General features: G+C 46.2%; 10 protein-coding genes and 1 pseudogene. 4 read left to right on the forward strand and 7 right to left on the reverse strand.

Annotation, left to right across the window (positions count from 1 at the left end):
• Positions 1-14 precede the first annotated feature (14 nt).
• The gene (locus ACOJS8_RS20400; RefSeq protein ID WP_420150398.1) at positions 15-1,373 is read right to left on the reverse strand and encodes a M24 family metallopeptidase; all 1,359 of its coding nucleotides are present in this window, start codon (positions 1,371-1,373) and stop codon (positions 15-17) included.
• A 261-nt stretch (positions 1,374-1,634) separates the two neighbouring features.
• Between ACOJS8_RS20400 and ACOJS8_RS20405 the strand changes: the two are divergent.
• From ACOJS8_RS20405 to ACOJS8_RS20420, 4 genes and pseudogenes are all read left to right on the forward strand, one after another.
• Positions 1,635-4,304, forward strand: a pseudogene (locus ACOJS8_RS20405) (DUF5686 and carboxypeptidase regulatory-like domain-containing protein).
• A 100-nt stretch (positions 4,305-4,404) separates the two neighbouring features.
• Positions 4,405-4,887, forward strand: a complete 483-nt coding sequence (locus ACOJS8_RS20410; protein ID WP_420150399.1) for an MOSC domain-containing protein — start codon at positions 4,405-4,407, stop codon at positions 4,885-4,887.
• A 429-nt stretch (positions 4,888-5,316) separates the two neighbouring features.
• Entirely contained in the window at positions 5,317-6,972 is a 1,656-nt protein-coding gene (locus ACOJS8_RS20415) for a histidine kinase dimerization/phosphoacceptor domain -containing protein (RefSeq protein WP_420150407.1), read from the forward strand.
• Positions 6,973-7,058: 86 nt separating this feature from the next.
• Complete coding sequence (locus tag ACOJS8_RS20420; RefSeq protein WP_420150400.1) at positions 7,059-7,802, forward strand: LytR/AlgR family response regulator transcription factor; 744 nt, start codon at positions 7,059-7,061, stop codon at positions 7,800-7,802.
• 15 nt (positions 7,803-7,817) lie between these two features.
• Here ACOJS8_RS20420 and ACOJS8_RS20425 read toward each other — a convergent pair whose 3' ends face one another.
• The 6 genes from ACOJS8_RS20425 to ACOJS8_RS20450 all read right to left on the reverse strand — a co-directional run bounded on the left by ACOJS8_RS20425 (position 7,818) and on the right by ACOJS8_RS20450 (position 15,350).
• Positions 7,818-8,588 (reverse strand): hypothetical protein, encoded by a 771-nt coding sequence (locus ACOJS8_RS20425; RefSeq protein ID WP_420150401.1) that lies wholly within the window; start codon positions 8,586-8,588, stop codon positions 7,818-7,820.
• 75 nt (positions 8,589-8,663) lie between these two features.
• A complete protein-coding gene (locus ACOJS8_RS20430; RefSeq protein ID WP_420150402.1) occupies positions 8,664-9,326 on the reverse strand; it encodes an HAD family hydrolase in 663 nt (220 codons plus the stop codon).
• Positions 9,327-9,370: 44 nt separating this feature from the next.
• The gene (locus tag ACOJS8_RS20435) at positions 9,371-11,788 is read right to left on the reverse strand and encodes an endonuclease MutS2 (RefSeq protein ID WP_420150403.1); all 2,418 of its coding nucleotides are present in this window, start codon (positions 11,786-11,788) and stop codon (positions 9,371-9,373) included.
• Positions 11,789-11,913: 125 nt separating this feature from the next.
• The gene (locus ACOJS8_RS20440; protein WP_420150404.1) at positions 11,914-13,119 is read right to left on the reverse strand and encodes an AGE family epimerase/isomerase; all 1,206 of its coding nucleotides are present in this window, start codon (positions 13,117-13,119) and stop codon (positions 11,914-11,916) included.
• An 89-nt stretch (positions 13,120-13,208) separates the two neighbouring features.
• On the reverse strand, positions 13,209-13,475 hold the full coding sequence (locus ACOJS8_RS20445; protein ID WP_420150405.1) for a hypothetical protein: 267 nt from the start codon (positions 13,473-13,475) through the stop codon (positions 13,209-13,211).
• A 117-nt stretch (positions 13,476-13,592) separates the two neighbouring features.
• Complete coding sequence (locus ACOJS8_RS20450; protein WP_420150406.1) at positions 13,593-15,350, reverse strand: RagB/SusD family nutrient uptake outer membrane protein; 1,758 nt, start codon at positions 15,348-15,350, stop codon at positions 13,593-13,595.
• Between the last annotated feature and the right edge of the window lie 91 nt (positions 15,351-15,441).

Below are 15,441 nucleotides of genomic sequence, written 5' to 3' on the forward strand. Positions count from 1 at the left end.
CTCTACTACCTATGTTATTTTACGTACCCTAATTTTCGTGGAATCGTATAGATTTCGGTTTGGCGACCGTCAATGTAACGGAACGTTTGACCATCGAAAAAGCCATCTTCTTCGAGCATGATACGTACCACTTTTTTCCACTCCGGAACCTCTACGGCAGCATTGAGTTCAATTGAATAAGCCGTGTTTGCCAGTAAAGGATAATCACCAGAGCCAGGTACCCCTTTTTGCTGATCCCACAAGCCGATGGTTGGCCCGGCTGCATGCCCGTGAACGCCAATCGGATGGGTGTAAATCGTACCGTTTATGCCTTCTTTTTTCGATTGTTCCAGAGCGGCCAGTAACATCTGATTGCCCGTTTTTCCAAGCTTAAATTGTTCGGTCAGAATATCCTGTAAGCGATTTCCTTGCTTAAAAGCCACTTTGATTGATTCCGGTACGTCGGTTTCGCCGGGACGTAATACGTAAGCATGTTGCTGCTGGTCGGTGTTCAAACGCAGATACGTAATGCCAAAATCAACATGCAGTAAATCGCCCGGCATAATCACTTGTTTATCGGGGCGTTTCGAAAAGGTGCGTAAGTGCTCAAACTGCTGATTATCGGCGCGTTGAACGTCTACAGTCGGGTGAAACCACGTATCAAGGCCAAGACTCGTAATGCGTTGGCGGAACCACCACACTACGTCGTCGGTCGTCGTTACGCCGGGTTGAATAACCTGTTCGGAAAAACCCTCCTGAATGATCTGGTGCGATAGCCGACAAATAAGCGGATAGATCGCCATTTCTTTTTCAGTACGTGTTTCGAGCCAGCCAACCGCAACTTTCTCCGCCGACACGATACGTTTCTGGTAATCAGCCGGAAGCTTCCTGACAAATTCTTCGTGTTCCGAAAACGATAACCCATCGGCATGACCGTAATTAGCTGACATATTCAGGCCGATTTTTTTAGGCTTTCGGTCTTCAATAACTTTTGCCAATGCTTCCCACTGGTTGGGCCGCACATCGATGTCCCACGCGCCTTTGAGTAGATTGCCTACATCATAACGGGCAATAGCTAACTTCTCTACATCCTTTCCATTATCAAAAAACACCATAATGGTACGTCGGCGGGCTGAAAGCCAGGTGCTGGGTAGCATGGTACGTAGCACCGGATCTTCGTTGTACTCGCGGGAAATAATGATCCACATATCTATTCCCTCTCGGCGCATCAGTTGTGGTAGTAAGTTAGCGAATCGATCTTCCAGAATTTCATCGATAACCCGCGCTCGCTCACGTTCAGGCAAAATGCCGGAAGGCGAAGGTTGGGCAGAAACGGTAGCGAGAGTTAAAGAAAAAATAAATAAATTGAGAAGGAAGTGTATTGATCTTGGCATATGTGTCAGGTTGGTACAGTTTAAAGCAAGATACGTAAAGAGATTATAGTTTTTTAATAAACAGCCAGACAACGCATTGACTTATAAAAGCATCTTCTGATTGTCTGTAGAACCTGCTATAATCTGCCACTTACAGATAAAAGCAAGGAACTTGTTCGTTCAAATGGTACATTCGGCTGTTTACTACCACATTGTGGCATGAAATTTATCTTAGTTAGTCTGTTCACCTGTCTTTGTTACCAGTTCGCTACGGCTCAGGCTATGAGTGGTAGCGGTTTGCGTGGTACAGTCAAAAGCAAACAGGGAGACGTATTGCCATTCGCAGCCGTTATTGTCAAAGGAACCCCCAACGGAACCATCACCAATGCCGAAGGACGTTACGAAATTGGGTTAGCGCCTGGCAAATACGATATTGTGTTTCAATACCTTGGCTTTCAGACAATCCAGAAGTCTGTTGACATTGGAACGAGCTTTGCTACGTTGGATGCTACGCTGGAAGAACAGGCTTTCCGGTTGGCAGAGGTGCAAACAAAGGCGGGTAACGAAGATCCAGCCTACACCATTATGCGACGGGCCATTGCCAAGAGCCGGTTTCATCAGCTACAGGTACAGCGCTTTAAAGCGCGCGTTTATACCAAATCGTCGGTGACCATACTGGATTTGCCTAACCTGGCAGAAATGGCCTTTCGGAAGCAGTTGAAAGAAGCCGAACGGGATTTTAACTTCAAAGTAGGGGTACCGATTCTTAATGAAACGGTTGCCGAAGTGTCGTTTAGTCAACCCAATCAGTTTCGGCAACGTATCATTGCCAACCGGAATTCACAGGGTGATTTCCTGAGCCCCAACCAGTTTTATAATGCCAGCTTTTATAATCCAACAATAGGAGGGGTAGTGTCGCCTTTGTCGCCAAAAGCGTTTGCATACTACAAATTTGAATACAAAGGAACATTCCGGGAAAACAGCCCCGATGGTAAACCCGTAGAAATCAGCAAAATTCAGGTCATTCCGCGTCAGTATGGTGAAGGCGTATTTCGTGGAACGATCTATATCCTGGAAAATACCTGGGCTATCCATAGTTTACAGTTAGAGACAGTAAATAACATTGGCGTGACTATATCAATTCGCCACCAATGCAGCCCTGTTCAGGGCGTATGGATGCCTACGAATCAACGCTATAATGGAAATGGGTCATACCTGGGCGTTAAAGCAACGGGCTATTACATTCGCAATCTGACCTTCAGTGAGTTTGTGGTAAATCCGGCTTTTGTCGAAGATATTGAAGTCGCTGATGAGAAGAAGGGGCCGCCTGCACAAACGCTTTCAAAAGGCGATATTAAATCGACGCAGCTCGACGAGTTGGTAAAAAAACAGAAGGAATTTTCGACCAAAAACCTGCGTCAGATGGTCAAGGAGTACGAAAAGCAGGAAAAGCTGGCGCGTAAAAAACGGAAAGAGGACGTAACGGTTGTGCGCGACGATTCGCTGGTGGTTGATTCGTTGGCCCGCAAACGCTCCAACGTTTTCTGGGATTCGCTACGTTCGGTACCGTTGACAACAGCTGAAACCAAAAGCTATCGAAAGGCGTATAGTTTGGGTCTGATACGCTAAATAAAAGCGCCCGGTGATACGTCCCGACGCGACAGCAGCGCGTTGTCGGACCGGCAGAAGAAAAAAACGCCCAATAAGTTCTCGACCGGCCAACTGCTCAGCGGCAATACGTGGCGACTGAGCAAACAAACGTCGCTGAGTTATACGAGTCCACTAACCCAGATTGAATACAACACCGTTGAGGGATACACGCTGGAAGCCGCTCTGAATCTGCGTTATCGAAAAAAAGTAGATTCTGTCAATCGGTTTGTGCAAATTCCACTCGGCGAATGGAATGTAGGTGGTACGGGTCGATATCAGTTTGGGCGACAAGGGTTTGTAGGCTATGGCCAGGCCAGCTATCAATATAAAACGACACGTATTGGCGTCTCGGGTGGGCGCTATCTATACCAGTTTAATCCAGATAATCCGATTAGCCCATTCCTAAATTCATTGACAACGCTGCTCTTTGAACAGAACTTCATAAAGCTATACCAGAAAGATTTTGTGAATTTCAGCGTAAAGGCGTCACCTTTCAAAAACCGGATTCAGTTATCGGCAAGTATAGAATACGCTCAACGTACTGAATTGGCCAACTATCGCGAAGATCTGAAACCATGGATAAACTGGCGTAATCGGACCTACACACCGAACCGACCTGATAACGCAGAACTACCGACGACGGCGTTTCCGACGCACAACGCCTTGCTGTTGAACGTAACGGCCTCGGGGCGCCTGGGGGCAACGGAATACGTAATACGTAATGGCAGACGTACTGCCCGACGGGATAACGATGCCCCTTTGCTGACGTTGAACTATCGGAAAGGAATAGCTGATGGAACGGCCGATGCGGTTGATTATGACTTCGTACAGGCAACAATAAGCCATTCGTTTGAAACGGGGATTCGCAGTCGACTAAATTATCAACTCAGTGCCGGTACGTTCCTGAATCATCGAAAGCTGTACTTCCCAGATTTCAAACACTTCGCCGGAAATGAATTTTTCTTTCAGCAAGGCGACGTAGTGTCTAGCTATCGGTTATTGCCTTATTATCAGTACAGTACGGCAGATCGCTTTGCCGAAGGACACGTATTGGCTGAGTTCCGGAAATTACTGGTTACGCAACTGACACTTGTTCGGCTGGTCGGGTTGAAAGAAAACCTTTTTGTACATTATCTCTACACGCCTGCATCGAAAAACTACACTGAAATCGGCTATGGACTAGATGGGATTATTCCGCAGGTATTGCCCTTTTTCCGGGTTGAAGTCATCTCACAATGGCAAGATGCTACGTATAAAGGCTTAGGATTTCGGATTGGTACAACGCTGAAATTTGGCCGATAAAAAACGCCCGGGTTCTAATTGGATTTAGAAAAAGTACGAGATTTTTTACCCCAAAACCCTGTTAATCTTGTAAATACGGTTAATTCTTTACGGCTGATTAATGCAAAATATCAAAGATCTTTTTGATGTGTTTCCTCGTCCGGGACGAGTGGAATGGATCGGCATACGACCTGAGCGACGTGAACCGGTTAACGTTGTCGACTCGATAGAGGTAACGGAAAAAAAGGGAATCGTCGGAGATCATTATTCGGGGCAAAGTGGCAATCGACACGTAACGCTTATCCAGGCAGAGCACTTGCCTGTTGTGGCGGCTCTTGCCGGCAAGAGCGAACTGGACCCCGGCCTTTTACGGCGCAATATTGTGGTGTCGGGCCTGAATCTGCTGGCTTTGAAAGATCATCAACTTCATATCGGGGATGCTGTTTTAAAAATCACGGGTCAGTGTCATCCCTGCTCAAAAATGGAAACAGCGCTTGGGCCGGGCGGTTATAACGCTATGCGCGGGCACGGCGGCTTAACGGCCAAAGTAATTAACGGCGGAACAATTCGGCTAGGCGATCCAGTAATGGTCGGCAGTATATAAACTATCAACGTCTGATGGCTGGAGGTAAAAAATAATTCTGTCCAACACGTATCGGTTGGACAGAATTGAAGCCGAAAAAGTAGTGGTTAAGCTATAAAGTAACGGATTGAAAGGGTGTGGATCTAAGCAGAAAGCTAGTGCTTTGGATTCGGCTCATTATACAAAAAAGCCTGATCCTTTGGTTACGAACAAGGCTGTTTTTGTCAACTCATCACTTTTTCTTGTTAATGCTTACTTTTTTCTTCTGAGGTAATTGGTTACGAAATAATGCTTTTGTTCTGGTAGCTTTGATATAAGATGCGAAGCCCAAGAGTTCACCAGAATCCTCTCCTTTTTTTGGTTGCTAAAAGTAGAATAAGTGGCTACTTGTCAATTGTTTACATACTTATCTGTAGTGCATCTGATGGCCAGGGCTTGACTACCTTGAACGTGAACGCCGAGCGATTGCAATACGCTAAAGAAACTGAGCAGAAAGCAATCGAAAAGGGCGATTCGCTTCTATTGGCTGAAGCTTGGTATTTGTACGGAAAAACCTACGCATTTGCGGGGGACTACAAATTTTCACAGAGCTATTTTCTTAAATCATTACATATCCTGGAACGCAGGCCAGATTCTTATGAGCTGAGCAGGCTCTATGTTCGATTGAGTGAAAATGAAGCGAAGCAGGGGCGTCATAAAAAGGCCCTGAATTATGCCGAAATGGCGTTACGTATAGCTAAAGGTATTCAATCAGATCAGGGGCTAATGCGGGCCTATGGAGCATTAGGGAATACGTATGAGCAGCTTCGGGAGAATCCGTCGAAAAACGGTAACGTGAGCAACGAAACTGTTCTGTTCTGCTACAAGCAGATCGAATCGATAGGTCTTAAACTGAAAGATACATTGGCCGTTGCCGAAGCCATGACCAAAACAGGCACTTTTCTGGCCGAAAATAAAGACATCCAGTCGATAGTGTACCTTAAAAAAGCACTGCATTTATTCACACTTAAAGACAAAGGGGTTGGTCGGTTAAGAACAATGCTGCATTTGGGCTCAGCATACCTCTTGTTGGGACAACCTGATCAGGCCTGGACTGCGCTTCATGAAGCAGAAGTGTTCTATGATCGTAAAAAAATAAATGAGTATGATATCCGGGTTCTGCTCGAAAGCGAGTTCGTTCGTTACTTTGAGCGAACGGGCCAGTGGGAGAAGGCCTATGAACGGTTTAAAAAACTAAGTGAGCTAGAAAGACGCCAGCTCTTGTCCGATTACGACGGTACGGTTATGCGGATAAATGTCGAGTATGAAACAGAAAGAAAAGAAGCTCTTCTCAAAGCGCAGGATAAAGTAATTGCTCTGGACGCTAAAAACTTACTTTTACAGCAACGGGTTTCCGTAATTGCTTCGGCTTTGTTTATTACCGCTGCTGCAATGAGCCTCATTTTCTTTCGCTTGTATCGAAAAAATCAACGTATCAGCCGACGAAACGAAGATTTAGTGAAAGAGCAGAATCACCGGGTTAAAAACAACTTACAGATTGTATCCAGTTTACTTCGCCTACAGGCAAAGCAGCTGACCGATGAGGCTGCCAGAAAGGCCGTTGACGAAAGTCGGCTTCGTATAGAGTCGATGGCTATTCTTCACAGAAGGCTGTATGATGGGGATAAATTAGCCGAAGTTAATCTGGATGAATTTATTCGGGAAGTAGTCGAAGGCGTATTGAAAACGTATGGTTACAGCTTCGTTCAAACAAGTTTTTCAATTGATAACATTAGCCTTTCTGCCGATAAAGCCGTACCCGTAGGCTTGATTATGAACGAACTGGCTACTAATGCCTGTAAATACGCGTTTTCCGGTAATGAGAACCCCATTCTCAGTGTAAATGGCCAATTGAAGAAAAGCAAAGTAGTGCTTTCTGTAGCCGACAACGGTCCTGGATGGTCGGAAGCCCAATCGAAGATTATTAAAGCAGACGATACGTTGCCTGCCACAGATAAAGAGTCTTTTGGGATGCAGTTGATTCAGGCTCAGGTCGAGCAGTTGTATGGTACGTACCAGTTTAAAGCAGGCAACGGAGTTCTATTTACGATGGAATTCAATGTTTAATAGGTTTATACGACCATTTTTTGCGCTTATAAATAATCTTTTTTAATCCGAACTAGTTAGGTTATCTATCTACACCTTCCTTTTTTATGAACAGATCAATGAAAATTCTGATCGTAGAAGATGATGTTCTGACTGGTCTGGATATACGTGAAACAATACAGGAGTTTGGACACACGGTAACAGCCATAGCGCGTAGCCTTGAACAGGCAGTAAGCGCAGTTAAACAACATCCTCCCGATCTTGTACTGATTGATGTACATTTAGGCGACTCCAAACCGAATGGTATAGCGACAGCAAGAGAACTGCTAACGTACCACGCAATGCCAATCATTTATCTGACAGCTAATTCGGAAACGCAAACATTCCAGTCAGCTAAGGAAACGCTGCCTTCAGCCTATTTACTTAAACCTTTTCGGGCGGATGAGCTGAAATTACAGATTGAATTAGCCTATTATCATTTTCAGGCGAGGCTAAATAACTCGCTAAACACTTTATCATCCGAACAGGTATTTTTGCCGGTAGACAAAGGATACGAGAAAATAAATGCGAATGATGTGATTTATGTTGAGGCTGATGGTTCCTATACAAAAGTGTTTCTCTTAGGGCAGAAACAACCTTACCAGGTTAGCGCCAACCTGAGCCATATAGCACAATATTTTCCATCAGCTAATTTTTATCGGCTCTCGCGGTCGCTACTGATTAATCTGAATTATATTAAGCGGCTGGAAGACAACTACTTATTCCTGAATGATAATCAGACCGTTTTGCAAATGCCCGCCAGCAGCCGAAAAGAGCTTATGAAGAAGCTTAAGATCGTGCGGACAAAATAAGGTAAGCGATAGTCTCTACTGCTTAGGGGCCGCAGGATCGGGCGAGATTCGACTCGGACGATTAAAACCATTTCGATAGCGGTTCCGCAGTTGCTGAATGGTATTGATCAGGTCGTAGTCTTCTGACTTCAGCAAGAATTCATCGTCCAAGTCGCAGAAATCAAAAAAACGGTCAATTTCGTCTGCTTTCAGATCCGTAGATTGCTCAACCAGTAACCTGAATCGCTCCAGCGCCAGGGCATGGCGTCGGTCTTGTTGCATAATATAATACGCCTTCCGGTCTGATTTCGGACGTTTGCCGAACATTTCATAAAGCAACGTAACGCCGGCACCATCAGCCAGACGATCGAATGTCTGCTCACCGGTAACTTTCTTGGAGGCTACCGGCTCATCCAGCAGTTCTCTGATTTCGCGCTTTACTTCTTCGTATCGTTTCCCGGTTACAGTTACCTCAGCAAGATCTACGACGCGGTAAGGCATGGGGGGCAAAGCCCGTGCTACGATGGTTGGATTATCAGAGCCGTCGTACCGAATGCCGGTGCGGTTGTAAAGCTGGCTATTTAGAATCAGGGAGTCGCCGGGCTGAATGGTCAGAAAAAAGCGACCCGAAGCATTTGTACGAGCGCGCTGGCGGGTGCGCTGGTTTATAACCGTTACTTTATCGACACCTTGATTGGTGGTTTTATCAATGACCGTCCCAACAACGTACTTACCCTGTGCCCATACGCTTCCTGACCATCCCAGGCAGGTGATAAAAAAAGCGGGTAAGAAGAGTTTATAGGGCATAACGTACCGAGTTAGTTATACGAATCGGATTTCTTCAGTACTTACAAAAATACGGAGTAAAGACGTTTAACTACGTTAAAAAACCTTAATCAAACGTTGTATCCGGTCCAGGTTTATGGCAGTGAAATCAAGCGCTACGTCGTCTACAAAGGGACGTAACTCATCGGGAGACTGGGTTGTTGCCAAAGCAACAACATAAGCGCCCGCAGCTTTTGCGGCTTGAATGCCAGTTATCGAATCTTCAAAAATTACGCTCTCTGTTGGGGTAACGCCCAGCATCTCCATGGCTTTCTGATAGATTTCAGGATCTGGTTTCGGATGGCTTACCATACTTTCGTTTAGCAAAGCATCGAAATACGGACGGATGTTGAGCGTATCTACCACAAAATCCAGATTCTCAACTGGTGCCGACGTAGCAACGGCAGTCCGAATACCCGCTTCTTTCAACGATTTCAGAAACGTAATAATCCCGGCAACCGGCTGAATAACCGGACGATACAACTCCCTGAACAGTGCTTCTTTTTCATTGCTTAAACGCACAACTTCGTCTGAGGTTATAGTTTGATTTGTGAACAGATGCGCTACAATGTCCTTGTTGTGTTTACCCGAAACGTATTGCACAAAGTCATCGTCACTTAATGACTTGCCATTACGTTGGTAATACTCGCGCCAGGCGGTACGGTGATGTGGATTGGTATCCACAATTACGCCATCCATGTCAAAAATTACTGCTTTCATATATTGAGGTTTTCAGGTTACGAAACCCGTAACCTGAAAACGGTTTATTTCATTTTAACAATTGTAACACCAGCACCTCCCCGGTCGGCATGTTCATCTTCCATGCGGCCAACTTGTTTATAGCCACGCAGATGATTACGTACCAGCGTTCGTAGAATACCGTCGCCTTTGCCGTGAACGATACGTAGTTCGGGATAGCCCAGCACTAAAGCATCATCCACAAAACGGTCTACTTCGGTCAGCGCTTCTTCGCCCCGCTTGCCGCGAATGTCAAGGTTGAAACTGAAGTTTTGCATCTTCTCATTGATGTCCATCCCTTGGCTGCGTGGGCGGTCGTCGCGTACTTCGGTGGCTTCTTTGAAGGTTTTTTTGCTAACTTTTTCGAGTCGGTTTACTTTTACATTCGATTTCAGATCCCCGATACGTATTTCAGCATCTTTTCCCCGAATCGAAAGCACTTCGCCAACGGCATTCTGTCCGGCAATGCGAACGTAACTGCCAACGCTGATTGCTCCGCTATCTTTTTCGAATTCCTCTTCCGATGGCTTTGGCGTATCAATAATGATGGCTTCTGGCTTAAGTTCTTTGCGTTCGAAGCTTTCCAGTTGCTGACGAACCTGCTTTGTTACGTCGCGCTCGGCTTTGTTCTCCCGAATCTCCCGAATCGTATTTTCGATACGTTGGTTCGCTTCCTGCACCAGCGCTTTAGCTTTCTGCTTGGCGTCGTTTACGATTTGTTTCTGCTCATTATCCAGCCGATTTTTTAACGCGGTGTATTCGGCAAGTTGCTGAGCGAGCTTACGCTGATTGATACCGATTTCGATGTTCTTTTCGGAGAAAACGCGTTTTTCAATATCCAGCTCTTTCAGGAGTTTTTCGAAACTTACCTGCTGATTACCAAGCTTTTCCTTCGCTCGATCAATGACTCCTTTGGGTAAGCCAATTTTCTGAGCGATCTCGAACGCAAACGATGAGCCGGGGCGCCCGATTTCGAGCTGATACAACGGCTCAAGATGTTCGCCATCGAAACGCATAGCTCCGTTAATCAGCCCTGCCGTTTTATCCGCCATGACTTTCAGGTTTGTATAGTGTGTATTGACGACACCATAAGCCCCCGACTTATTCAGATCTTCCAGAATCGATTCAGCAATCGCTCCGCCCAGGCCAGGTTCAGTTCCTGTGCCAAATTCGTCGATCAGAAAGAATGTCCGTTTGTTAGCACCGATTAAAAATTGCTTCATGGCAGTCAGGTGCGACGAGTACGTACTAAGGTCGTTTTCAAGCGATTGCTCATCGCCAATGTCAATAAACAGATTCTGGAAAATACCCATTTCCGAAAAGTCATCCATCGACACCAGCAACCCACATTGGAGCATATACTGCACAAGACCGAGGGTTTTCAAGGCTACAGATTTACCACCTGCGTTAGGGCCAGAAATGATCAAGATTCGCGCCTTCTCGTCTAATCGAACACTTAGGGGGACTACCCGTTTTCCTTGTTTTGAGAACGATAAATGGAGTAACGGATGCCGGGCGTTGGTCCAGTTAACAAAGGGGCGCTCAACCAGTTTGGGCATGACGGCATCGAGTTGAACGGCCAACTTAGCTTTTGCCCGAATGAAGTCAATCTGGGCCAGAAAATTAATAGCCTTTCGTAGTTCATCTAAATGCGGACGAATTTGATCCGTTAGAGCCAGCAGAATCCGATAGATCTCTCTACGTTCTTCGTATTCCAGTTCGCGAATTTCGTTGTTGGCATCGAATACTTCGGCTGGCTCCAGAAAAACAGTCTGACCTGTCTGCGATTCGTCATGAACGAATCCTTTAATCTTGCGTTTGTGTTCTGCCGCGATTGGAATCACCAGTCGACCACCACGTACCGTCAACGATAAATCATCAGGAATCCAGCCGTTTTGACGAGCCTGACGCAGGATACTATCCAGCCGTTTACGCAGGTTAGCCTGTTCGCCGATGATACGTCGCCGGATGTTGGCCAGCTCAGGCGAGGCCGAATCCCGAACGTTTCCCCGATCATCAATAACCCGTTCCAGCGAGTCAGTCAGCTTTTTATCAATGCCTATCGGGCCAGCCAGTTCGCGTAGGAATGGGAAACTGTTGTCTTCGTCACGCTTGACCAGGAAGCGCAAACATTCCTGAACAGTACGTAGCGCTAGCTTAAGATCAAAAAATTCGGCTTCGGTAAGTGCCAGGCCCTCAACGCGGGCACGATTTAAATGAGACCGAACATCGATGTAATTGCTGTTCGGGAAATCGGGTTCGTACTGAACAATTTGCTTAAATTCAGCCGTTTGACGTAGCAGTTTGTCAATCAGTTGAGCATTATCCGTAAACCGAATCTTATCGACGTAATCCTGTCCTAATGGGCTTACGCAGGCATCTTTCAGCCGTTCACGGATGGTATCGAATCCTAATTTATTATCTAAGGTATTTGGGTAAAGCATTCAGCAATTTTTGAAATAGTATTGCTGATTTATGATTGCCTAACGTAGCGTATTATGAGCTCAGGGCACACAACCATAAATCATCTGTATGAATAACATACGGTAAAGGTTGTGGGTTCGCTACGTTATCGGATGTGCTCCAGACGTTCGAGCATTTCGAGACAGGAGCGACTGTTGTGATAGGGGCATTTCCACATACTGATTTTGTCATTACCAAGCACTTTGTGATCAGCCGTTACTCCACTAAACCATTCCCCATTTTTAAGGTCGAGTAAATATTTTTTGATGAACTCCCAACTGCTGATCGACTTGTCTAGAAATTGCTTTTCCTGGGTAAGCTGGTAAGCGTTCATAAAGCCAACCATAGCTTCGGCGAGTACCCACCAGGAGCGCTCTTTATTAAGGTGGCCATCTGGCTCAAGCTCATAATTCATACCCCCGTCAGAAGGATCGAGGCCTGTCGTAGCTGCGCGTGCCATTTTGACGGCAACGTCTCGAACCCTTTTTTGTAATGGTTTATCGCCTGGATTTTTGGCCGCCAATACGTCAGCCGCTTCGGGAAGAAGCCAGGAAGCTTCAATATCGTGACCGTAGGAAATGGCCGTCCGACGGATGTTCCAGTCATTATCCATGAAAAGATTCATTCGGTACGTTTTCGGATCAACGATATGATCCAGAAATGTGTGCAGCATACCGCGCATCTGATCTGCTACTGACTTATCGGGCCAGACGCGATATAAACACGTAAAAGCCTCCAGAATATGGAGGTGCGTATTCATTGTTTTGCTTTCCTGATTCTCGTACTTGCTGATTATGTAGTCAGTTGCTGGCGACCAGTCGCGGGAGAGTGCTTCTACAAATCCGCCTTTTTTTGAATCGTGAGCATGTTTGACCATGAGAGCAAATTGCTCTTTGGCGAGGGCAAGGGCAGGTGTGGAGCGCGTGGTGTGTGCATACTCACTCAGCCCATACAAGGCGAAAGCCTGTCCATACAAATGTTTGATCGGATATTTGGGTTGCCCCGTAGCGTCTACCGACCAGTAGACACCACCGTGTTGAGGATCAACGAAATGCTGTTGAATATACTGAAATGCTCGTTCTGCAACAGGACGGTATTCTTCGTGTTGGGTATGGCGTAAACCTGCAGAAAACGTCCATAAAATCCGGGCGTTTAATACGATGCCTTTATCTGCTTTTGCGTCGGGCTGATTCTGGTAATTGACCCGGCCGTAGAATCCACCATGCTCAGAGTCAGGAGCGTAGCGCTGCCAATACGCTAAAATATCTTTATGTTCTTGCCGAAGTTCGGCCCGAAGTTGGGTCAGATCCATACGTAATGAATAATGTACAATGCGTAACGACTAATGAAGTATGGAAAAGGAAAACATTACTCATTACGCATTGTACATTATTCACTCGTTCAGGCATTCGATTGGCTACCGCTCCGGTTACTGCTATGGCCAGAATGACCATGTCCGCCCCGTTCTTCTGCTAGTTCTTTCTTACTCTTGTTATGTGTATCATGATTGTCCTCGGGGCCTTGCTTGCTCTTATTGGCATTAGTCATTTCCGTCTCAGCATTAGGCCGGTTTTTACCCGTATCGTGTGCGTCGTGGTTGCGGGTTCGTTCAGCATTGGGTTGTTTGTCGTTTGAGCCCGGCTGGTCGATAGTTTTATGATTAGCCATAACGTTGGTTGGTTTGTTGGTAAAGTGATAACTAATCCTAATGTGTATTGTTATAAAGCGCAACGGCTCCTCAATTGAGGAGCCGTTGCGCTTTATAACGTAAAATTAAATACGTTCTTAGTAACCTGGGTTTTGTTTCAACACCTTGTTTCCACTTGCATCATTTCCCTGAAGGTCAATTTGGGTTTGTGGAATAGGTAAATATTCGTCCTGATTAGCTGTGAAAGCAGCTCCTGAGTAAGCTACAGGTAATTTTTTGCTTTCGTAGCCCACAAAAGCGTTAAGGTCTGTAGTAGCAGTACCCCAACGAACTAAGTCGAAGAAACGGTGCCCTTCACCTGATAATTCCAGCTTACGCTCAAACCGAACCGCAGCGGTAGCAGTTGCCTTATCAGTCCATGGCGCGGTGTAGTTGCTGATTACGTAGTTAGCTGCATTTGCGCCTGCCGCCGTTTTTACCCAGTAAGACGTATTAGCTGCCCGAGTACGAACCATATTAACGTATTCACGGGCTTTTTCTAGGCTACCTGCTTCAATCTCACATTCAGCAGCCATCAGTAATACGTCGGCGAAGCGAATGAAGTTGTAGTTGATAGCTGAGTACCCATCCGTCCATGAGCTACCGTCGGTCAGCGTTTTAGACTGCGTTCTATAGAAGACAAACTTCTTCGGGGAATAGGGACCAGCAAAGCCCTGGTCACGAATCCAGTCCTGGCCTGGGTGAACTTGCCAATCCAGGTAAGGAATGCCACGACGGCCTACCGACCAGTCTAAACGTGGGTCTACCGGACCTGCATCTGGTGTAAAGGCTGCGTTTGAAGCGATACCCTGGTCGGTTTTTAATTCATTCGTTGCCGAATTGTAAGAACCATCCAGCAAAGGCAGACCATTGGCATTAACCCGGAATGAGTTAGCCATCTCGAAGCTGGGCGGGAAGAAACCGCAGCAACCTGCTGGCCCGTTTGAACCCGTATTGTAGGGGAAATTCAAGTTCAGGTTGGGGTTTGCATTATCCGCACTTCCTGTATTAGCAGCAGCTTGATCGGCAAAAACAGACTCCGAATTTTTTTCTGTAGCAGCGTTAAAAATATTCGTGAAGTTTGCTACCAGCGCGTATTTCGTGCCATCGGATGTGGTACCATTCGCAATCACCTGATCGAAGAGAGGTTTTGCTTCTGTGTACTTTTTCTGATACAGGTACGTCTTCGCCAGATAAGCAGTAGCTGCCCATTTGTTAGCCCGGCCAACTGCACTTTGCGTAGCGGTAAGATTGTCAGCTGCGAACTTAAAGTCAGCTTCGATCTTCGACCAGATATCTACGTTGTTGGCTATTTTCTCAATGCCCAGACTATAATCCGTCGTTTCATCAACGTAGGGAACCATATTCCACTGACGTTTCAGAAGAAAGTAATAGTGGCCACGTAAGAACCGAGCTTCGGCCGTAATCCGTGTCTTATCGGCGGCTGATACGTCGGCTGCTGCCTGAGGAATCATACGTAGTACCATGTTCGCCCGGCTAACACCCTCATATAAGGCCTGCCATTTCTGGTTTACGTCGCCAGCTGTCGGAAGCACCTGATACGTCTGAAAAGGAGTTAGGGAGTTAAAGTCCCCAGAGTTAGACCCTTTGTTGCCATCCCCTCCTGAGACGCTACCTCTAACCCAGTCCAACGAAGCAGCGGCTTGGTTGTAACCACGACCGTTCAACTGGCCATAGGTCGAAATAAGCAGACCATCTAGTCCGGCCCTGCTTGTTAACTGATTACTGGCTAAGGCTCCGGTAGCTGGCGCTTCCAGAAAACTTTCGCTACAGGCAAATGCAACCAGCGATAACATAGCTGTTACAATTACGCCTTTTATAATAGGTTTTTTCATAGTGACAATTATCTAAAAAATTAGATCAATCAGAGTTTTTAGATAGCATCCTGAAAAGCTCATGCGTTTTTTCAGGATGCCATAGAGTCGT

This window comes from Spirosoma sp. (assembly GCF_048594605.1).
Taxonomy (GTDB): domain Bacteria; phylum Bacteroidota; class Bacteroidia; order Cytophagales; family Spirosomataceae; genus Spirosoma.